This is a genomic window from Bacillus sp. NTK074B, from assembly GCF_017303375.1.
Lineage (GTDB): Bacteria > Bacillota > Bacilli > Bacillales > Bacillaceae_B > Rossellomorea.
In genome coordinates, this window is the sequence record NZ_JAFKOH010000002.1 from 161,074 (window position 1) to 181,540 (window position 20,467).

The following is a 20,467-nucleotide window of genomic DNA, read 5'->3' on the forward strand; positions in this document are numbered from 1 at the left end:
CTTATCCTCCATGCTCCACAAGTTTTGCTAATTGTTGGCGGAGATACATTTCTTTATACCAGCCATTTTCCTTCATCAATTCACTATGGGTACCTCTTTCAATGATCTCCCATCTTCCAGGACGATAATTATGTCTGCATGTTGAATGGCACTTAAACGATGAGTCGTGATCATTGTTGTCTTACCGGTACGATTTTGTTTTAGGGATCTCAAAATGGCTTCTTCTGTTTTGGCGTCCACTGCAGACAGAGAGTCATCCAAGATTAATACTTCAGGCTTTAATAACAGGGCCCTTGCAATGGAGATTCTCTGTTTCTGTCCACCGGATAATGAAACTCCCCTTTCACCTACCACTGTCTCATATCCTTTCGGAAACCTGCTGATGTCGTCATGTATATGAGCAAGTTTTGCAGCCATTTCGACCTCTTCCGGTGAAGATAAGGGATTAGAAAACGCTATATTCTCTCCTAGCGTGGCAGAAAATAAGAAGTGATCCTGGGGCACATATCCAATACTTTCACGCAAATAGCTTAATTTATAACGTTGGATGATTTCGCCTCCAAACCTGAGTTCACCTTCGTATCCTTCAAATTCTCTCAAGAGGAGCCTTAACAGAGTGGTTTTTCCTGCCCCTGTTTTTCCAATGATACCAATGGTCTGACCCTCTTTTATCATTAAATGAATATCTTGAAGAGCCTGTACTTCCTCACCTGGGTACGAATAAAAAGCGATATGGTATTCTATATCCCCCGATATCGCTTGCTCAAGTGCATCTGGACCGTCTTGAATGTCCACCCGTTCATTCAACAGGGCTGAAACACGATCATAAGATGCACGGCCCCTTTCTACTATGTTAAATAGCCATCCGAAGGCAAGCATAGGCCAAATTAAGAGTCCTAGATAAGTAGTAAAAGAAATCAATTCACCAATCGTCATCTCCCCGCTTATCACAAACCTGGATCCGAATACAACCGAAAGGAAAAAGGAAAGCCCGACGATAATCGAGATGGTCGGATCGAATAAAGAATCTACCCTTGCAACGGACATATTCTTCTGAACCACCTCTTCTGATTGAACCCTGAACGACTCAATTTCCTCTTTTTCCTGACCAAAGGTCTTAAGCACTTTAATGCCGGTAACACTTTCCTGGGTTTTATCATTCAATGCCGAAAACGCTTCCTGAGCGTGATGGAACCGTTTATGCAGGAGCGTCCCATAATAACTTGTTAAAATGGCCATGATGGGCATAGGGATCAGAACAATGAGAGTCAGCTTCCAACTAATAGTAATCGCCATAGCCAACAGGACAAATCCTCCCGTTGATAAAGAGTCTACAAGGGTTAATACGCCTACTCCCGCGGTTTGTTGAATCGCTTGCAAGTCATTTGTTGCGTGAGCCATCAAATCCCCTACACGCTTTTTTTGATAGAAAGCCGGTGACATTTTAGTGAAATGTTGATAAAGTTCGTTCCTCAATATTCGGGAAAGCTTCGTCGCGGAACCGAAGATCATGATTCTCCACACAAAACGGAGACCATACATCATTAGTGCTGTTGTTATCAAAATTAATATCCATTTCACCAAATCCCCTGTTGTCAACGAACGTTCTTTTATTGAATCGACCACGATTCCAACGATTTTGGGTGGAATCAATTGGAGAAAAGCGACCATCAACAGGAGGATGGTTCCGGATACATATGACTTTCTCTCCTGTAGAAAAAACCATTTCAAATCTAAAAAGGCTTTCATTCAATCCCCTCCGAATCATGAATAAATCGACTCTTTATTTTACCAAATTTCAAAATCTTGAGAAATATATTTTTTCTCGGAGGCTGCTGGCTAAAACCTATTTATGTCAATGGGTCTTTCGTAAGGATTGTGACCATGTATATAAAAATAGAGCACCTCTCTTCATTGAGAGGTGCTCTTTGTACTGGCTAAACCTTAATGGATTTCTACAAACGGTTCCTGGTCTACTTCTTTGACAATGGTCGCTTTAAGACCCTTTGGTGTTTTCACGTAAAGATAAACCGGTGTGTGAGGGAAGTAATCGACGATTTCAGGACCGATCGCCTGAGTAAACCCTATCAATTCGGTTTCTTTCACCATGCCGGTATGTACATCGATGACGAGTTTATTTAAGGAGTCTTTCTTATATAACCCTTTGCCGACAAATTCAATATCCTGATGAGAAAAGAATTTTGACACATAATCTTCGAGGTCCCGGATTCGATTATATAGATCGCGGTCCTTTTCTTCCCCTTCATCACTTGGGAAGTAATAATATTTGTCGGATAGATCATCCCACTTTTTAATTCTATTATCGTTCTCGTCCAAATAGGTTGTTGCAATATAATTCCCTGAAACGACACTATTTAATGGTTGAAGCTTGTAAATGGAAATCATGATGGGTACATTTTTTAATTCTTTTATCGTCTTTACCCTACCAGCAACTTTGGCGGCTATTTTTTTGCCGTATTCTTCCATCATTTTCTCGTTTATTTTGGCTTCGTCGAAGTGCATAAGCTTTTGATCATCTTCCACACGGATATAATCGACTGAATTCATAGCAAGCCCAAGTGAAATCCCTTTAATTTTACCTTCTGAGTCTACATAATTCTGTTCATGAATATATGCGAGGTACATTGGATTTTTCTTTTCGAGCTCCATCTGCTGTTCCCACGTCATATCGTCTGTTATCTTTAAAGGAGGATTAAGTCCTGATTTATTGGATTTAGATTCCCTTCCCAACCATGAACTTAATTTCTTTAAGTATTGCCCCTCTTGATAGACATATTTTTCAGGGGAAAAATGCTCAGTGGACAATGACATAAGCCCCGTCTCTATCTCATCCATATCACTGCGATTATTAATCGTCATGGTAATCATACCGCGATTTACCGATTTCTTTTCTTTGTCTACTTTATAATTTAAATATTCCCGTGCATCACTTGCTGCACTATTTTGAATTTCAAGCGTTTCTTCATCGATCACTTCTTGAGGCTTATTGCTGCATCCGGCAACAAGGATCAAAAGAGACAGTGAAACAATACTCCATTTTTTCATATATGATTCCCTCCGGACTATATTTTATCATATATTTTATTTCAACCTGAGAGATAAAGTTTAAGTTTTTATGAATCCATAAAAATAATTCCATTATCCTAAAAGAACGAATTTATCGGCAGTACCATCAGCATTCCCGAACAATAGAAAAAGCACTCATCACCTGAGTGCTTCCATCTATTACTTCATGTTCTTATTCATTGCATTCATCATTTGATTGATTTTCTTCTGGGATGGTTTTTGCCCCATTTGCATCATCATCATGCGTAACATTTGCTCGTTAATTGGTGGATTTTTCTTTAGGTAGCTCATCATATATTTACGAGCAATGAAAAATCCTAGTGCAACTCCAGCAAGTAATGCCAGAACTCCTACTAGAATGAGTAATCCAGTCGTTCCCATATTCTTACTTCCTCCTTCATGTTGTCCTTCTAAAAGTGTACTAAACCCTGAAACATTATACAATATTTTGGTCGAAATTTCATATTAATATATAAATTTTCTTTGCTTTATTGGTTTTAACCAGCCAAATTGTTCATTTTTTATATCGATAGCCAATAACTGGCCCATATTTCTTCGTAAAATTTCAAAGAAGATATACTCTGATATATCTTGTCCCCAGGCATGCAAAGTCATTGACTTTTCATTCAACACAAGCCTGGCACCCGACTCTTCTTTTTCTATAGTCGCGACCGAATCAATCCAGGCTGAACCGTCAACTTTCATGATTTCATGTTTAAGTAACCTCTGTGTAGGAAGGTAAGGAATAGGTTTTGTAATGTAATCTACTTGTTTGGAGACAATATCGTGATGATCCCCTGTACTTGACTCCCAATCAGAAAACAACTGATAGAACATCCTCTCACGACCATAATAGTGCTGGACAAACAATTCTTCAATCCAATAGATTTGATAATTTCGCACCATTTCTCCCTCCTGCCTTTCTTTTATATAGTATAAATCAACTAGAAGGGAGTCATTGTCATAAATTGTTGAAAATCTGCACTAGTTTTGTCGAAGGTATTCTATCTCTTGGTTAATTCGAAGAATATACGTATAAGAGTCTCTTACCCAACATCCATTCCTTTCAAAACCTGCAACACAAATCAAAGTTGTAAAAAAAAAGGCCAACTCCTTAAAGAGAGTAAGGAGCTGACCTTTCACATTGACTATTGCTGAAGTAAAGCTTTAATTCTTGATACCACATTTTCGGCAGTGAAGCCGTACTCTTCCAAGACTTTCGCTCCTGGAGCAGATGCACCATAACCATTTATCGCCAGGATGTCGCCCTCATCCCCAACATAGCGATCCCAGCCCATTGGAGATCCCATTTCAATTGCCAGGCGTTTTTTCACGCTCTTAGGGAGAATCGATTCTTTATATTCTTTTGATTGTTTTTCAAAGCGATCCCAAGATGGCATACTCACAACAGATACACTGATACCGTCTTTTTCAAGTGCGTTCTGAGCTTCTACAGCAAGATGTACTTCGGATCCCGTCGCAATTAGCAGGGCGTCCGGCTGATCTTTACCGGAAGCTGAAACCACATAGGCCCCCTTATCCACCCCATTGTATGCTTTATCGGCAGTACCTTTAAGAGTAGGAAGATCCTGACGAGAAAGAACTAACATCGTAGGCTGATCCTTAGTTTCTAAAGATAACTTCCAGGCAGCTGCCACTTCATTCCCGTCACCAGGACGGATGACTGAAAGGTTCGGCATAGCACGAAGGGATGCCAGTTGTTCTACAGGTTCATGTGTAGGACCATCTTCTCCGACTGCGATACTATCATGTGTAAATACATACGTTACCGGTAACCCCATTAAAGCCGCTAAGCGGATAGCAGGTCTCAAATAGTCACTGAAGACGAAGAATGTTCCTCCAAATACATGAAGGCCACCATGTAGAGCCATACCGTTCATGGCTGCACCCATTCCGAATTCACGGACTCCGAACCAAATATTACGTCCCTCATATGATCCAGGCATGAAATCTTTCTCATCCTTAATCATCGTTTTATTGGAACCTGCCAAGTCGGCGGAACCGCCGATAAATGAAGGGAGATTTTTAGCAATGGCATTCAATGCCTCACCGGAAGAAGCGCGGCTAGCCAGTGCTTTTCCTTCTTCATAAACAGGAATATCTTTATCCCATCCTTGTGGTAGTTCACCTTTGATGGCTGCCTCTAATTGAGTTGCCAATTCAGTGTGTTCTTCCTTGTACTTAATGAACAGATTGGCCCAATCTTGTTCTTTCTCAGAACCCGTTTGTTGAATTTTTTCTTCGAAACGGCTGTAAACTTCATCAGGAACATGGAAATCCTGCTCAAACGTCCACTGGTAAGCTTCTTTGGTGAGCTTCATTTCATCTTCACCAAGCGGAGCACCATGTACCGCAGATTTACCTGATTTATTTGGAGCACCGTATCCGATGACCGTTTTTACTTCGATCATGGTCGGACGGGTTGTATCCCCTTGTGCTTCTTCAATGGCCTTTGAGATTTCTTCAAGGTCATTTCCATCTTCAACCCGGATATATTGCCAACCGTATGATTCAAATCGTCCCTTAACACTTTCGGAGAAAGATTTATCAAGATCTCCATCTAGTGAAATATCGTTGGAATCATATAGAACAACAAGTCGACCTAATTTTAGGTGAGCTGCCAATGAAGCAGCTTCAGAAGAGACACCCTCCATTAAATCTCCATCCCCACAAATTGAGTATGTAAAGTGATCAACCATATTGTATTGGCCTTTGTTGTATGTACTGGCCAAATGTCTTTCAGCTAAAGCCATCCCTACTGCCATTCCAATTCCCTGACCAAGTGGTCCGGTCGTTGCTTCTACACCTGGAGTATGCTTATACTCAGGATGTCCCGGGGTTTTACTTCCCCATTGGCGGAATTCTTTAAGATCTTCCATGGACACACCATATCCAGAGAGATGAAGCAGGCTATATAATAGCATCGATCCATGACCTGCGGATAAAACAAAACGATCGCGGTTGAACCACTCAGGATTTTTAGGATTATGATTCATAAATCTTGTCCATAGGGCATACGCCATGGGAGCTGCACCCATAGGCATTCCCGGGTGACCGGAACCTGCTTTTTCAATTGCATCGATTGATAATGTACGAATTGTATTAATTGCTAATTGATCTGTGTTATCAAACATATGTCAGACATCCTTCCTTGTAATGTACCTTATTAATATTAATCTTCTTTGGTAGTTTATACAACTATCTTGAATGATAACATGACATTATCACCCTTGAAAAATAAAAACCCCTGTAAAAGTAATCACACTACCCTGTTTTAAAAGGAAATACGATCAGAATAGAGGGGAGATATAAATGTTCAATGCAAAAAGCTGACAAGTCTCTTAATGGGACTGTCAGCTCATATTTTAATGCATATTCTTTTTGGTTTGTATATCTTGAATTTTTTTAGGTGTAACTTCATTGCCTTCCGGATCGAAAATCCTTGTATTTTCGATTGTTCCTTTCATTGACTGACGGAACGTTTCTAGATATTCTTTCCTAAGCTTGGTCTGTTCCTTTGCTTCTTGTTCTGTAAGGCCACTGCTCTTTGACTTTTTTGCAAGCTCGTTGATACGGTTCATTTTTGTTTTTGAAAGCATCTATAAAAACTCCTTTATTGCTTTGTCGGCAAACGATAGATAATAATTTAAAGTGTACTTTATTCTAACGTCATGTTACTAGATTAAAGGAGATAAAACAAGGGTTATGCCTCTTCAAGGGACATCATATATTCCTTAAAACGTCTGTGTACCGTAGCTTTAGAGACATCATAGCCAAATCCCCTTAAGGTAGCAGCGATCTCTGCAAAAGTTAATTCATTCTTCCTTAAACGCACTATTTCCTCAACTGGAACTTCAATTCGTTCCCTGCCATCTACATTTCCTTTGTTCTTCAGATTTTTATGTGGCTGAAAACCATTTTCCACTGCCCTTTTCATACCCCTTTTGATTTTTAAATTGTGGAGTTTTCTTTGATATTCTTCTACCATACTGACAATGTTTATGACCATTGAATCAGATTCAGACAAGTGAAGTTCCCCATTATGAGTATGGCTGATAATCTTTACGTTTTCTTTTAACAAGCAGTGTATAAGGGCTATTTTAGCATTTCCCCTGCCGATTCTTGTCTCATCTTGAATGAGTACAGCTTCAATGCTATCATCTTTCACCAGGTCCAGTAGTTCTAATACACCAGGACGATCCAATTCAAAGCCGCTGGCTTGGTCTTTAATCACTGTAACTATATCAAAATGATACTCCTGCGCTAATTTGATCAGCTCTATTTCCTGACGCTCCAGGGATGTCTCCTGTGAATCTTTCTTCGTACTTACCCTGCAGTATATTACAGCTTTCATCTTATATCCCTCTATTCTTCATTCATTACCAGTTCGAAATCTGATTGTGTTGATAGGGTTGGATCTTCTATCGGTAGCACAAGTGAATCACCTGGCTTAATAGAATAAGAGTTTAAATCATTTTCGTTTCCCACCCAGGCAATAAAATCTTCCACTGTCATAGAATATTCCTGATTATACTGTTTGGCAATAGTCCAAAGAGTGTCGCCATCCTTGACGGTGATACTTTGATATGAAGGATGATTTGCTGTGTTTATTAATAAATAGGCCGCTGATAAAAAAACTAATGCAATAAATATGATGATGTATGAGAATCGGGACCATATATGTGTTAACATGAAATTACCTCCTATGCGAATGTTTGTTCTGTTTCGTTATGTCCATTGTAATACGAACATCCGTTTGGTGTCAATGGAAATTCGAACTTATGTTTGTATCAATAGAAATGACATGCTATAATGGGAACATAAGATCTATAATAGAGGTGCGTGAACATGACAAAATTGTCTAAAAGACAGCAAGACATACTCGAATATATTAAAATATCAGTTAGAGAAAAAGGCTATCCGCCTTCCGTACGTGAAATCGGCGAAGCCGTCGGTCTTGCTTCCAGTTCCACCGTACATGGACATTTGGCCAGGCTTGAAAGTAAAGGTCTGATTCGACGCGACCCTACTAAACCAAGGGCTATTGAAATTTTGGACTTAGACGAGGATACAATTCCTCGACAAAGAGTGGTGAATGTTCCCCTAATCGGGAAGGTCACCGCCGGTCAACCCATCACGGCAGTGGAAAATGTGGAAGAATTCTTCCCCCTACCCGAACGGATGGCTCCTTCGGATGAGCAGGTTTTCATGTTGGAAATCATGGGGGACAGTATGATTGAAGCCGGTATACTCGACGGGGACTTTGTCATTGTACGCCAGCAGCAAACAGCGAATAACGGGGATATTGTCGTAGCTATGACTGATGAAGACGAGGCAACAGTTAAACGTTTCTTTAAAGAACGGGATTATGTTCGTCTACAACCGGAAAACTCAACCATGGAACCGATCATATTGCGAAACGTCTCCATTTTAGGTAAAGTCGTTGGCGTGTATCGGCAAGTACATTAACGGTCATATCCGGTATGCACCATGCCTACACTACATGCTTTGCAATTACTAATAATCAAATAAAAAAACCGGGAATGAAGCCGATCAGTGCTCCATTCCCGGTTTTATGATCTGTTTCAAATCAAAAACTTTATCTGCGAACCACCTGTTCCCTGAAAGATAAAACCCCCAACACTCAAAGTGTCAGGGGTTCTTCTTATTAATACATTTGGATATATTGCTCGCGCTCCCAAGGATGTACTTGTGTACGGAACATATCCCATTCAATTTCTTTCGCTTCCACAAAGTGTTCGAAGATGTGTTCTCCAAGAGATTTAACGATGACTTCATTTGTTTTTAGAGTTTCAAGAGCTGCATGCAATGTTGCCGGTAGATCTACGATACCTGCTTCTTCACGCTCTTTTTTGTCCATTACATAAATGTTACGGTCAATCGGCTTAGGAGCTGGCAGGCTATTTTTTATGCCATCTAACCCTGCTGCCAATAATACAGCCATTGCCAGGTAAGGATTTGCTGCAGGATCGACACTGCGCACTTCAACACGTGTACTTAATCCACGGGAAGCAGGAATACGGATTAATGGGCTTCGGTTACGCGCAGACCATGCAACATAACAAGGTGCTTCATATCCTGGAACCAAACGCTTGTATGAGTTGACAGTGGGATTTGTAATTGCTGTAAAGGCAGTAGCATGCTTAATGATACCAGCTAGGAATTGACGTGCAGTATCACTTAATTGCAGGTCACCTTTTTCATCAAAGAAGGAGTTGACGCCGTTTTTGAATAGTGACATATTACAGTGCATTCCAGAACCATTTACGCCGAATAATGGTTTTGGCATGAAGGTTGCGTGTAAACCATGTTTACGTGCAATTGTTTTAACCACTAATTTAAACGTTTGAATATCATCGCAAGCCTTTAATGCATTTGCATACTTGAAATCAATTTCATGCTGACCAGGTGCTACTTCGTGGTGAGATGCTTCGATTTCAAAGCCCATTTCTTCTAATTCTAAAGCGATATCACGACGGCAGTTTTCCCCTAAATCGGTAGGAGCTAAATCGAAATATCCACCATTATCGTTTAATTCCAATGTAGGTTCACCATTAACATCTAATTTAAAGAGGAAGAATTCCGGCTCAGGTCCAAGATTGAAGTCAGTAAACCCCAGTTCTTCCATTTCACCTAAGATACGCTTAAGGTTGTTACGAGGATCTCCCTCGAATGGAGTTCCATCCGGATTGTAAATATCACAGATCAGTCGGGCTACTTTTCCTTTTTCAGCTGTCCATGGGAATACTAACCACGTGTCCAAATCAGGGAAAAGGTACATATCTGATTCTTCTATACGAACGAATCCTTCAATCGAAGAACCATCAAACATCATCTTGTTATCCAATGCTTTTTCAAGCTGACTTAAAGGGATTTCTACGTTCTTAATCGTCCCTAAAATGTCAGTGAATTGTAGTCGAATGAACTTAACTCCTTCTTCATTCGCTAATCTTAACACATCTTCTCTAGTATACTTTGCCATTTACGTAATTCCTCCTCAAGTGTATTAAAGGTTAATTTAATGAAAAAAGCGTGACATATCACCTTGACGAAGGGATGATCGATTGAATCGGCCAGAATGCATTAACTCATTTCGAAGCAATTTACGCAGCTCATCGTCTGATAGATCCTGTCGTGCTTTTTCTTCCTTTTCATTACTTACGTCAGATACTACTTTGTTTTCATTATGACTGGATACAGAAAAAATCTTCTTGATTCCGGCCATGTTGATACCCTGATCTAACAGATCCTTTACTTCTAATAACTTATCAATGTCATTCAAGGAAAAGAGCCGTCGATTTCCCTCAGTCCGTGCAGGGTTTATCAGCTGGTGCTCTTCATAGTATCGAATCTGACGAGCCGTTAAGTCCGTGAGCTGCATGACAATACTAATTGGAAATAATGCCATCGTTCGACGAATTTCACTTCCGCTCATCTTGATTCCTCCTTTTGTTTTCCTTCTTAAGTATATTATATGTAATGTCAGGAGTTCTGTCAATCATATGTTAGTTTTTCTTACATAAGCGATCAAAAGAAAAGGATAGTCGATTGTAGACTATCCAATTACTACTTTATTATCCTTTTCAAATAGTGATTAAACCTTTTTCGATTAAATTATCAACTGCCGAGCAAACAGCAATTTTGACATGTGAATATGTCAATCCCCCTTGAACGTACGCAACGTATGGAGGTCTTATCGGTCCATCAGCTGATAGTTCAATGCTCGACCCTTGAATAAACGTTCCTGCCGCCATGATGACGTCGTCCTCATAACCAGGCATATAGTTTGGATATGGGGTGAAATGCGAATTGATTGGTGAGGCAAATTGGATTGCTTGACAGAAGGCAATCATTTTATCTCTATCATCGAACTGCACCGACTGGATTAAATCTGTACGAACGGCGAATGGTGAAGGATCAGTGTTCATCCCAATCTCTGTTAAAAGGGCCGATGTGAAGACAGCACCCTTCAGTGATTGTGCCACCACATGTGGTGCGAGAAAGAATCCTTGATACATTTCTTGCAGACTGTATAGGGATGCCCCAGCTTCCGCACCGATTCCGGGTGATGTCATCCGGAATGAACAGGCTTCTACGTATTCTTTCTTACCCACGATATAGCCTCCTGTCTTAGCAAGACCTCCTCCGGGATTCTTAATAAGGGACCCTGCCATAAGATCTGCCCCGACATGACAAGGTTCTCGGTCCTCTACAAATTCACCGTAGCAGTTATCTACAAAGACAACGATTCCTGGGTTGATTTCTTTAATAAAGTCAATCATTTCCCTTATCTCTTCTATTGTAAATGAAGGTCGGTTGGCATAGCCTTTAGAGCGCTGAATTCCCACCATTTTTGTTTTTGAAGAGATGGTCTTCGCTACCGCTTCAAAATCGACTTTTCCTGACTGTTCTAAATCCACACTTTGGTAACCAATATGGAAGTCCTTGAGAGACCCTGTGCCCTCTCCCCGTATACCGACAATTTCCTCGAGTGTGTCATAAGGCTTTCCTGTAATGTACACAAGTTCATCCCCAGGTCGAAGCACCCCAAACAAGGCGATGGAGATTGCATGTGTACCCGAAATGATTTGTGGCCTGACAAGCCCCGCTTCCCCGCCGAATACATCAGCGTAGATGCTCTCCAACGTGTCTCTCCCCGCATCGTCATATCCATAGCCGGTTGAAGGGATAAAGTGAGAATCACTCACCCGGTGTTTTTGAAAGGACCGTAGGACGTTAAATTGATTACTTTCAGCACGTTGATCAATTTGGCTATGTATCTCTTTGATTTTTGATTCCACTTTGGACACAAGTGGTTTTAGTGTATTCCCGTTGAGTAATTGTTCATACATAAGATTTTTGTTTCCCTTCTACCTTTGAAATTTCTTGATGCTTCCTGCTACTGGATGGTCTTCCAGATGATATCCGGTCAATTCATAAACAGTACTTTCTTCCAGGAATTCTATTTTCCTTAAGATGGTTTCATTCTTCAATTGTGAAAGAAGTTTTCCTTCATTCGCAGGTATAAACGCATGATAAGGTATCATATGTGTTTTCACGATTTCTTCTATTTTTAATAATAGCTGTCCCCGATCTCCTTCGTTCAGGGCACTGATCAGGATGCTGTCGGATTCCCCGGAAGGAACAAAATCTGGAATGATGAAATCCCTCTTATTATATACTGTTAATTGTGGCAATGCGTCCATACTCAATTCCGACAATAAAGATTGAACGGTCTTTTCATGCTGATTGTAATCAGGATTGGAGCTGTCCACAATATGAAGAAGAAGGTCAGCTTCCTTCACCTCTTCCAGGGTCGACCTGAAGGCCGCCACGAGAGTTGTCGGTAAATCTTGAATAAATCCTACGGTATCCGTTAGTAACGTTTGATAACCGCAGGGTAAAGGCATCTTCCTGGTCATTGGATCCAATGTAGCGAATAACTGATTTTCTTCATATGAATCTGTCATAGATATTCTATTGAACAACGTGGACTTCCCAGCGTTTGTATACCCGACAAGAGCAATTTGAAAGGTTTTATTACGTTTTCTTCGTTCCCGGTACCTTACTCTATGTTCGACAATCGTTTGTAATTGCTTCTTTATGTCGTCGATTCTACGGTAAATATGACGGCGATCACTTTCTAGCTTCGTCTCACCCGGTCCCCTCGTTCCGATCCCTCCTCCTAATCTTGAAAGGGATGCTCCCTGACCGATCAGTCTCGGGAGCAGGTATTGAAGCTGAGCAAGCTCTACTTGTAATTTCCCTTCTCTTGAACGGGCCCTACCGGCGAAAATATCCAAAATCAGCTGGGTGCGGTCAATTACTCTCGCATTTAACTCTCTAGATAAGTTCCTTATCTGGCTGGGAGATAATTCATCATTAAATATGATGATGTCCGGTTCAAGTTGTTCTTCCAGGATGGATAGTTCTTCCACTTTCCCTTTCCCAATATACGTACTCGGATGGACCCGGTCTCGCTTTTGGGTGATGGAAGCCACGATTTGTCCTTGAGCGGTTTCAGTCAGCTCTTCAAGCTCTGCTAAACTATATTGAAAACGCAAATCATCTTCTTCCAGTTGGCAGCCAACCAGAATGACTTTTTCTATCGACTCATTCTTCAATCATCATCCTTCTTTCTTTACTTTTCAATCTAATTCCCATCATATCAAATCCACCCCGTAAACTCTATGTAAAAAGCAATGAAAAATGGTTGCAAATAAGCACATTCGTGTTAAAATCAGTATGCTTGATTATGACAAAACACCACTTCAAGATTCTACATAATGGCATGTAGCATATTGTATAGGGTGAGGAGGAATGAGTATGACGTGGGAAGTACTGAGTATCATCGGTACCGTTGCTTTTGCTATTTCAGGAGCTATCATCGCCATGGAAGAGGAATATGATATCCTCGGTGTTTATATATTAGGAATTGTCACTGCTTTCGGTGGGGGAGCCATCCGGAATTTACTGATTGGTGTACCGGTATCTGCACTTTGGGAGCAGGGAATGCTATTTCAAATCGCTCTTCTTTCCATTACAGCCGTATTCCTATTCCCTAATAATCTCTTAAAACATTGGAGGAAGTGGGGGAATTTTTTTGATGCAATTGGTCTTTCCGCATTTGCCATCCAAGGTGCCTTATATGCATCTGAAATGAACCATCCCATCAGCGCGATAATCGTTGCTGCCGTGTTGACGGGGAGTGGCGGTGGAATGATACGTGACCTTCTCGCTGGCCGAAAGCCGTTGGTCCTGAGATCTGAAATATATGCTGTGTGGGCCGTTCTTTGCGGTGCAGCCATAGGACTCGGCATTGTTCACACTGCCTTAGAGTTATATTCTTTATTCGTCATTACCACGGCATTGCGTGTCCTTTCCTATTTATATAAATGGAGGCTACCAAATCGAAGTTTACGCGCCCATGTATAAAAAAACCATGCATTCAAATGTGAATGCATGGTTTTTTGATAATCTCTTATTCTGAGGCTTTCGTAAACACGAGGTCGTTACTTCTTATGGTCAACAGATCATGTCGATCAAAACAATTCTCCATTAAGAGTCTCATTGCCTGGGTTCTTATGGATTTTTCAAGGATATTCCGAACATACCTGCCATTTGAAAATGCAACCGGAGATAGAGTATTCTTAGCTATATTCAAATGATCACGAATCTTTCTTTCTGCATCATGACTCAACAAGTACTGCTTCTCATCCAGCATTCTTTTACCGATTTCCATGAGCTGATCGACAGAATAGTCAGGAAAGTGAAACACAAGGGGAAATCGTGATTGAAGACCCGGATTCAACGTGAGAAAGTGCTCCATTTCTCTCGAATAACCTGCCAGGATCAAAATGAAATCATGCTGCTTATCTTCCATATGCTTCACAAGCGTATCGATGGCCTCTTTTCCAAAATCCTTCTCTCCCCCTCTTCCAAGCGAATATGCCTCATCAATGAATAGTATGCCGCCTAGAGCCTTTTTCACCAAATCCCTTGTCTTCTGGGCCGTATGACCAATATATTCACCAACCAGATCAGCCCTCTCTGCCTCGATCAAATGTCCTTTCGAAAGAACGTTCATTTTCAAGAAGAGTTTCCCTATTATTCTTGCCACAGTTGTTTTACCTGTACCAGGATTACCTTTGAACATCATATGGAGAGCTTGTTTTCCAGCTTTCAGACCCATAGCTTCCCGTTTTTTATTTACGTATATCCATGCATAAATCTCTTTTACCATTTTCTTCATATCTTCCATTCCTACAAGTGAGCCAAGTTCTTCTTCGATTTCTTTCAATGCTATGTGCTCTTGAGGGAGGGATTGTGGGACTGAATCCAGCGTTTCCCGTATTGAACTCCTTTTCTGAGAATTAAGTACAATGCTGATTTGACCGTTATTTTTCATTCTCATTGGTTGATCCAAACATTTCACCTCACGATTCTAAAAAACCATATCCGCTTATCGCATATAAGGGGAGTATTCGACTGCTAATTTACCCTGATTTTTTTCGACAAATAAAAAGAATCCTGTCTATTCCTGCGCTTTCCCGAGAAATAAATAGAATTTCGCTGCGAATAAATGGTTTGATCTGCACCCTTTGTTTATCAATCAACCTGTGTGATTTATTTCCAACCACTCAATTTTCAAATTTCAGGGTTCCTTTTCCATGAAGGCAGTAAAGGAGTAAATAAAACCCTCTCTTATCATCCTATTCACTCATAGTGCATTTCATTAATTATTCTTCTCCGGGTCATCACGCCCACCTCAATAAAAAAAGCTGCCCTAAGTGGCAGCTTTCCCATAAACCTTAATTCGTTTGTTCTTCAAAATTTATTTGAACATTTCGCTGTGGTGCGAATGTTGAGATGGCATGTTTGTAAACAAGTTGCTGTTTACCTTCCGTTTCAAATAGGACGGTAAAATTATCAAACCCTTTTACTTGCCCTCGGATCTGGAAGCCGTTTAAAAGGAATACTGTTACGAGTGAACCGTCTTTTCTCAATTGATTAAGGAATTGATCTTGGATATTAATGGATTGTTTCATGGTTAGTCCTCCTCTTCTATCTCTACATTAACTTATTCGACTTTAATTGAAGGTTTCCTGCAATAAATTCTGAAATCTCTTCAATAATTTTGGCATGCTTACTATCTTCTGTCATATCAAACCAGGCAACGTCCATTTTATTTCGAAACCAGGTGAGTTGTCGCTTGGCGTACCTTCTGGAATTTTGTTTAAGATTTTCGATTGCCTGATCAAGGCTGATGGTGCCATCAAAGTAATCATAAAGCTCTTTATATCCAATAGCCTGGACTGACTGAACCCCCCTCACACCTTCATCAAATAATCCTTTAACTTCATCCAGGAGACCCTGATTCATCATCAAGTCTACTCGAACGTTGATTCTCTTATATAACATTTCCCTGTCCATGGTTAAACCAATTAACGCTACATCGTACTGTAGCTCATGTGCTTGGTTTTCCTGATACTCACTCATGGTTCTACCGGTACAATGAAAAATCTCCAGTGCACGAATAACACGCCGTGTATTATTTGGATGGATATGGCCCGCGGATGAAGGATCTACCTCGACTAGCTTATGATGAAGCCACTCGGATCCATGCTTTGCAAGCTCTGCTTCTAATTCAGCGCGATACTCTTCATCTCCTGGTGTTTCTGTAAATTGATAATCATATAGAACCGATTGTATATAAAGACCCGTTCCTCCAACAATCAAAGGGACTTTCCCCCGTGAATGAATCTCGGATATCTTCTTCCTTACAATTTGCTGAAACTCGGCCACAGAAAATGACTCTTCAGGGTTTTTAATATCAACCAAGTGATGGGGCACGCCTTCCATCTCGTCAATGGTGATCTTTGCGGTCCCTATGTCCATTTTTCTGTATATTTGCATGGAGTCACCACTAATGATTTCTCCATTAAACCTTTTGGCAAGCTCAATACTCGTCTTGGTCTTCCCTACTGCAGTGGGACCTATAAGGACAATCACTTTCTCTTTCACCATATTTATCATATGTTCACTGCTTTCTATGTAAATGTCTCTTTACATATTATCGTACCATAATAATAGAAGGGATGAAATCACATCTTGTCAGTATGTCCGCTTCCCAACGTTTTATTCCGATTAATATCTCTTCTATGAAGAAAAGTACCCATTCCTCTCTTTCCTAAAACGTCATAAATCTGCTTGAAGGAATGCCCCTTCAAGCAAATTGTGTTTATTCCGGCTTCATGATCAATTGATCACCTCCGGATCTTTCAAGGGAGGTTTTATGATACTCTCCCTTTACCCAGGCGTCAATTTGATTTTGATACCATTCACTTTTGTAGTGACCTGCCTGTCCCGGGCCTACAATATGATATCCGTTGGCCATATCCGAGGTATCAATCAAGAATCTCCAGGAAGCACCGTGATTGACAATTCCTTCATCATTATAACTTGCAGCCTCGACTGTCACCCTGCTTCCTCCGACAGGAATAGGGTCTTTCGCGTTCAGGAACTTTTTAAGAATAGGAGAGGCACTTGATAATGGATGTTCGAAATACACTTTATGATACATCCCCCATTCCCAATCATTCATTGAAGTTCCATATAACTCCTTTAGTTCATTCAGTGCCTTTGTAAGTGACGCAGATACAAATGTTTCGTATCCGCCTCGATCCTCAAACCATTTTGACTCTTCCCCTTCGTGTGCTTTACGAATGAGTTCATCGACCACACTTTGGCGTCCTTCAAACAGTTTCATCATTTCTTCCGGAACCTCTTTTTGAAAGAGACCAGTAGAAATTTCATTCATCCATTGGTGAAAGATCAAGGGTGCTGCTGAATCCTTATCGTCTTGGTAATTCCAGGAGTTTAAAATCTCCAGAGCATCTGATTGTACGGCGGTCAACGTACTTTTTTCCAAATCTTCTGTCAGTACAGGAACAAATTCCCGGGCGTGCAAATTCTTTTGATCCATTTGCAGGTCTTCCATATCGGTAAGAGTCAGTTTGTTTTTATCTTTCAAGTATTCTGAGATTCTCATATAGCGATACGGCTGGGCCCAATGATGACTAATGTGGTATGGGTAATCATCTGTCACCACCTTATTATTCGCTGTCGCTACAAATCCTGATTCCGGGTTGATCACTTTCGGGAGTTCATCAAAGGGTATATAGCCTTGCCACTCATAATCAGGGTCCCAGCCTGGAACGGGCAATAGTCCATCCCCTTTCTTCCTGATGGGGATTTTTCCATTTGCTTTGTATGCAATCGTGCCATCCTTAGACGCAAATACGAAATTTTGGGTAGGTACATGAAAGTGCTTCAGAGCCTCTTCAAATTCACCCCAATTCTTTGCTTTATTGATATTGATGATGGCAGATAGTTCAAGACTTGGATCCAATGCTGTCCATCGCATTGACAAGACCTGCCCGGACTCCTGTTGTTGGGCAAACTCAGAAATCACAGGTCCATGCCTTGTTACGGTTACTGTATAAGGTATAGTCTCACTATCCTTTACTTTAATCGGCTCTTGTAAAATAGTCGCCTTTTCCCACTTCCCATCATACAAAAACAGCTCAGGATCCTCTTCATTGCGCTTCTCTATATACAAATCCTGGACGTCCGGACCCGTGTTCGTGACACCCCATGCGATCTGTTCATTGTGACCGAGGATAATTCCAGGAATGCCTGCAAAAATCACCCCACTCACATTAACTTCCGGGGATTCCAGGTGCATCTGATACCATATGGAAGGTGTCCCTAATGAAAGATGAGGATCATCAGCAAGGATTGGCTTACCATTCTCAGTCTTTTCTCCACTTACCACCCAATTATTGCTCCCGTTGAACTCAGGAGGGGTAACCGCTTCTGCAAAGGATTTCTCCAAATCCAGCTGACTCTCACCTATATCTGATAGAATGGTAGGTGCTCCTTCAGGATAGGAAGGAAATAAATCATACGCCTTCTCTTTCGGAAGATTTTCGAGTGCCCAATATCTGAAAGCCTGTCCCTGCCAATGACCTCCTAAATCAAAAGCCATGTATTTTCCAATGGTCAGTGAATCGATGGGAGTCCATTTTTCCGGCTTATACCCCAGGAGAGTAAACTCGAATGGAAGCCTGCCCTTATCCGAGGCTTCATCCATATAGGCATTGACTCCATCGGCATACCATTCAAGAAGCTGTTTTGCTTCATCTGGATAGGCGGTAAAGGAAACCTCGGCTGCCCTTCTCAAGCCGAATGTCCTGAAGAATTTGTCCCTGTCCACCGCCTTCTCCCCTACGACCTCACTCAATCGCCCCGATGCCTGCCGCCTGCTTAAATCCATTTGGAATAAGCGATCTTGAGCCTGAACATACCCTTGAGCCATATAAAGGTCTTTATCATTTTGAGCCTGAATATGCGGTACACCGTCTTTATCCCTTACTACTTTCACTTCATTTGATAAACCACTTAACGAAATAGTACCGGATGTAACCGGAAGAGACCTGTCGATATAATAGTTTGCAAAGATCACTAGACCAAGCAGGAGAAATAATATACTTCCCGCAGTCCACAACGTAATTGTAAGACGCTTATTCTTTTTCTGTTTCTGAAGCTCAATGCCTCCATTCATTTCATTTCCCCCTATTATATATATGGAATTTTCTGAAAACAATATTATATATCTATTATTATCCTTTTAGGGGGGGAATTCCTTCTCTTAAGCAGGAGAATTTTATCATGGTCGAATCACTTAAAAGGTATATCAACCAAAAGCCTTTCACCCCTTACCTTGCTTTCGCAATGATACCGTTATGAACTTTAATATAACCGTGCTGTAAGATATCCGCTCCATTTTCATATAAATAAAGACCCATTTGTTCAACGGTCATCAGTTCCCTATATGTGTGATTCATCACATCTGCCATCACTTCATAGTACACTTTGGATTTTAGCTGAGCCCTCGGTGTCGTCAGCACCATATATCCATTCGGCTTCAAGAATTTCCGATGCCACTCCACCACTTCTGATTTATATTCATCCGGAAAATGTTCTAATAGTCCAACACTCAACACAATGTCAAACTCTTTTCCAAATGCCAAGTCCCTGATGTCCGCAACGATGTATGTGGTCTTGAAGTCACTTTTATAATATGTCTTAAATCCACCGGTTGAAGGATTGGGACCGAGGAAGGGGTAGCTTTCCGGAAATTCCTGATAACGGGTATCACGACAAAATGAATCGTAATCAACCATCACGATTTCACTGCCGGGATAAAGGGCTGAAAGCTGCATTGCTTCATATCCCTCTGCTGCCCCTAAGAATAATATCTTCGGCTTAACGACATCGAGGCCGCTGAACAAGGCTCTCTTCCCTCTCGGATCCCACACTCCATCCTGTATTCGATGCACATAATTCCATAGATGCAGCCTGAGGTGTTCTCCTAAAGCTTCAGTCGATTTTTTTAGATTCAATTTCAATGCATTCCTGACAATACTCTTTCTACTTTCTTTCATTTCAGCAGGGACATCTTTGACGAACCATTCGTGGAATGAGCGATTAAACATTTCCCATGATGTGTGTACAGGTAGAGATTTCCCATTTTCCTTTTCCCAATCTTTTTTTTCTTTGGAAAGAGACGTTACCTCATAAGGTTTCCCAACGTTTTTCCAAGTTAAGGTGGACCAATCTCTGACACCCTTCAATGTGACGAACTTATTATATTCCTTCTCGGAAAATTTCCTCTTATCCACTCGATGAGATGCTTCAAGATAGGTTTCTTCACAAAAAGTTTCATTGTTTAATGTTGTTTCAACCTCTATCAATTGAACCTTCCCCTTTCTCA

At 40.9% G+C, this 20,467-nt stretch carries 18 protein-coding genes and 1 pseudogene; 2 read left to right on the plus strand and 17 right to left on the minus strand.

Going from position 1 to position 20,467, the window contains the following annotated elements; genetic code table 11:
* Position 1 precedes the first annotated feature (1 nt).
* The 8 genes and pseudogenes from JI667_RS04190 to yneA all read right to left on the minus strand — a co-directional run bounded on the left by JI667_RS04190 (position 2) and on the right by yneA (position 7,800).
* Positions 2–1,749: pseudogene (locus JI667_RS04190) on the minus strand (ABC transporter transmembrane domain-containing protein).
* Between the two features lie 195 nt (positions 1,750–1,944).
* Positions 1,945–3,066: a CamS family sex pheromone protein gene (locus JI667_RS04195; protein ID WP_206850840.1), complete on the minus strand. Its 1,122-nt coding sequence runs from the start codon at positions 3,064–3,066 to the stop codon at positions 1,945–1,947.
* A gap of 180 nt (positions 3,067–3,246) precedes the next feature.
* Positions 3,247–3,468, minus strand: coding sequence for a YneF family protein (locus JI667_RS04200; protein ID WP_034759902.1), 222 nt, complete (start codon positions 3,466–3,468; stop codon positions 3,247–3,249).
* An 84-nt stretch (positions 3,469–3,552) separates the two neighbouring features.
* Positions 3,553–3,993: a sporulation inhibitor of replication protein SirA gene (gene sirA, locus JI667_RS04205; protein ID WP_206850841.1), complete on the minus strand. Its 441-nt coding sequence runs from the start codon at positions 3,991–3,993 to the stop codon at positions 3,553–3,555.
* A 242-nt stretch (positions 3,994–4,235) separates the two neighbouring features.
* The gene (gene tkt, locus JI667_RS04210; protein WP_206850842.1) at positions 4,236–6,242 is read right to left on the minus strand and encodes a transketolase; all 2,007 of its coding nucleotides are present in this window, start codon (positions 6,240–6,242) and stop codon (positions 4,236–4,238) included.
* Positions 6,243–6,473: 231 nt separating this feature from the next.
* The gene (locus JI667_RS04215) at positions 6,474–6,707 is read right to left on the minus strand and encodes a DUF896 domain-containing protein (RefSeq protein WP_206850843.1); all 234 of its coding nucleotides are present in this window, start codon (positions 6,705–6,707) and stop codon (positions 6,474–6,476) included.
* 104 nt (positions 6,708–6,811) lie between these two features.
* Positions 6,812–7,462: a YneB family resolvase-like protein gene (locus tag JI667_RS04220; protein ID WP_206850844.1), complete on the minus strand. Its 651-nt coding sequence runs from the start codon at positions 7,460–7,462 to the stop codon at positions 6,812–6,814.
* Between the two features lie 11 nt (positions 7,463–7,473).
* The gene (yneA, locus tag JI667_RS04225; protein WP_206850845.1) at positions 7,474–7,800 is read right to left on the minus strand and encodes a cell division suppressor protein YneA; all 327 of its coding nucleotides are present in this window, start codon (positions 7,798–7,800) and stop codon (positions 7,474–7,476) included.
* A 156-nt stretch (positions 7,801–7,956) separates the two neighbouring features.
* On the opposite strand from yneA, the gene lexA reads away from it, so the two are divergent.
* Positions 7,957–8,577, plus strand: coding sequence for a transcriptional repressor LexA (lexA, locus tag JI667_RS04230; RefSeq protein ID WP_206850846.1), 621 nt, complete (start codon positions 7,957–7,959; stop codon positions 8,575–8,577).
* A 199-nt stretch (positions 8,578–8,776) separates the two neighbouring features.
* Here the strand turns inward: lexA and glnA are convergent, their stop codons facing one another.
* The 4 genes from glnA to hflX form a co-directional block, all read right to left on the minus strand.
* Positions 8,777–10,111, minus strand: coding sequence for a type I glutamate--ammonia ligase (glnA, locus tag JI667_RS04235; RefSeq protein ID WP_206850847.1), 1,335 nt, complete (start codon positions 10,109–10,111; stop codon positions 8,777–8,779).
* A gap of 36 nt (positions 10,112–10,147) precedes the next feature.
* Positions 10,148–10,564 (minus strand): MerR family transcriptional regulator, encoded by a 417-nt coding sequence (locus JI667_RS04240; protein ID WP_206850848.1) that lies wholly within the window; start codon positions 10,562–10,564, stop codon positions 10,148–10,150.
* A gap of 148 nt (positions 10,565–10,712) precedes the next feature.
* Positions 10,713–11,981 carry an aminotransferase class I/II-fold pyridoxal phosphate-dependent enzyme gene (locus JI667_RS04245; protein ID WP_206850849.1) on the minus strand — a complete coding sequence of 423 codons (1,269 nt, stop codon included), beginning with the start codon at positions 11,979–11,981 and terminating at the stop codon, positions 10,713–10,715.
* Between the two features lie 18 nt (positions 11,982–11,999).
* The gene (hflX, locus tag JI667_RS04250; protein ID WP_206850850.1) at positions 12,000–13,253 is read right to left on the minus strand and encodes a GTPase HflX; all 1,254 of its coding nucleotides are present in this window, start codon (positions 13,251–13,253) and stop codon (positions 12,000–12,002) included.
* A 202-nt stretch (positions 13,254–13,455) separates the two neighbouring features.
* Between hflX and JI667_RS04255 the strand changes: the two genes are divergently transcribed.
* A complete protein-coding gene (locus tag JI667_RS04255) occupies positions 13,456–14,064 on the plus strand; it encodes a trimeric intracellular cation channel family protein (RefSeq protein WP_206850851.1) in 609 nt (202 codons plus the stop codon).
* Between the two features lie 46 nt (positions 14,065–14,110).
* On the opposite strand, the gene spoVK is transcribed toward JI667_RS04255, so the two are convergent.
* From spoVK to JI667_RS04280, 5 genes are all read right to left on the minus strand, one after another.
* Positions 14,111–15,055, minus strand: a complete 945-nt coding sequence (spoVK, locus tag JI667_RS04260; protein ID WP_206850852.1) for a stage V sporulation protein K — start codon at positions 15,053–15,055, stop codon at positions 14,111–14,113.
* Between the two features lie 385 nt (positions 15,056–15,440).
* The gene (hfq, locus tag JI667_RS04265; protein ID WP_206850853.1) at positions 15,441–15,677 is read right to left on the minus strand and encodes an RNA chaperone Hfq; all 237 of its coding nucleotides are present in this window, start codon (positions 15,675–15,677) and stop codon (positions 15,441–15,443) included.
* 22 nt (positions 15,678–15,699) lie between these two features.
* Positions 15,700–16,665 carry a tRNA (adenosine(37)-N6)-dimethylallyltransferase MiaA gene (gene miaA / locus JI667_RS04270; protein WP_206850854.1) on the minus strand — a complete coding sequence of 322 codons (966 nt, stop codon included), beginning with the start codon at positions 16,663–16,665 and terminating at the stop codon, positions 15,700–15,702.
* 205 nt (positions 16,666–16,870) lie between these two features.
* The gene (locus JI667_RS04275) at positions 16,871–19,255 is read right to left on the minus strand and encodes a penicillin acylase family protein (protein ID WP_211201195.1); all 2,385 of its coding nucleotides are present in this window, start codon (positions 19,253–19,255) and stop codon (positions 16,871–16,873) included.
* 154 nt (positions 19,256–19,409) lie between these two features.
* Complete coding sequence (locus JI667_RS04280) at positions 19,410–20,447, minus strand: methyltransferase domain-containing protein (RefSeq protein ID WP_211201196.1); 1,038 nt, start codon at positions 20,445–20,447, stop codon at positions 19,410–19,412.
* Between the last annotated feature and the right edge of the window lie 20 nt (positions 20,448–20,467).

What these genes read in the sequence shown, in the direction of transcription:
- JI667_RS04195 (WP_206850840.1), bottom strand. Translation starts at nt 3,066, where the DNA reads ATGAAAAAATGGAGTATTGTTTCACTGTCTCTTTTGATCCTTGTTGCC.
- JI667_RS04200 (WP_034759902.1), bottom strand. Translation starts at nt 3,468, where the DNA reads ATGGGAACGACTGGATTACTCATTCTAGTAGGAGTTCTGGCATTACTT.
- sirA (WP_206850841.1), bottom strand. Translation starts at nt 3,993, where the DNA reads ATGGTGCGAAATTATCAAATCTATTGGATTGAAGAATTGTTTGTCCAG.
- tkt (WP_206850842.1), bottom strand. Translation starts at nt 6,242, where the DNA reads ATGTTTGATAACACAGATCAATTAGCAATTAATACAATTCGTACATTA.
- JI667_RS04215 (WP_206850843.1), bottom strand. Translation starts at nt 6,707, where the DNA reads ATGCTTTCAAAAACAAAAATGAACCGTATCAACGAGCTTGCAAAAAAG.
- JI667_RS04220 (WP_206850844.1), bottom strand. Translation starts at nt 7,462, where the DNA reads ATGAAAGCTGTAATATACTGCAGGGTAAGTACGAAGAAAGATTCACAG.
- yneA (WP_206850845.1), bottom strand. Translation starts at nt 7,800, where the DNA reads ATGTTAACACATATATGGTCCCGATTCTCATACATCATCATATTTATT.
- lexA (WP_206850846.1), top strand. Translation starts at nt 7,957, where the DNA reads ATGACAAAATTGTCTAAAAGACAGCAAGACATACTCGAATATATTAAA.
- glnA (WP_206850847.1), bottom strand. Translation starts at nt 10,111, where the DNA reads ATGGCAAAGTATACTAGAGAAGATGTGTTAAGATTAGCGAATGAAGAA.
- JI667_RS04240 (WP_206850848.1), bottom strand. Translation starts at nt 10,564, where the DNA reads ATGAGCGGAAGTGAAATTCGTCGAACGATGGCATTATTTCCAATTAGT.
- JI667_RS04245 (WP_206850849.1), bottom strand. Translation starts at nt 11,981, where the DNA reads ATGTATGAACAATTACTCAACGGGAATACACTAAAACCACTTGTGTCC.
- JI667_RS04255 (WP_206850851.1), top strand. Translation starts at nt 13,456, where the DNA reads ATGACGTGGGAAGTACTGAGTATCATCGGTACCGTTGCTTTTGCTATT.
- hfq (WP_206850853.1), bottom strand. Translation starts at nt 15,677, where the DNA reads ATGAAACAATCCATTAATATCCAAGATCAATTCCTTAATCAATTGAGA.
- miaA (WP_206850854.1), bottom strand. Translation starts at nt 16,665, where the DNA reads ATGATAAATATGGTGAAAGAGAAAGTGATTGTCCTTATAGGTCCCACT.
- JI667_RS04275 (WP_211201195.1), bottom strand. Translation starts at nt 19,255, where the DNA reads ATGAATGGAGGCATTGAGCTTCAGAAACAGAAAAAGAATAAGCGTCTT.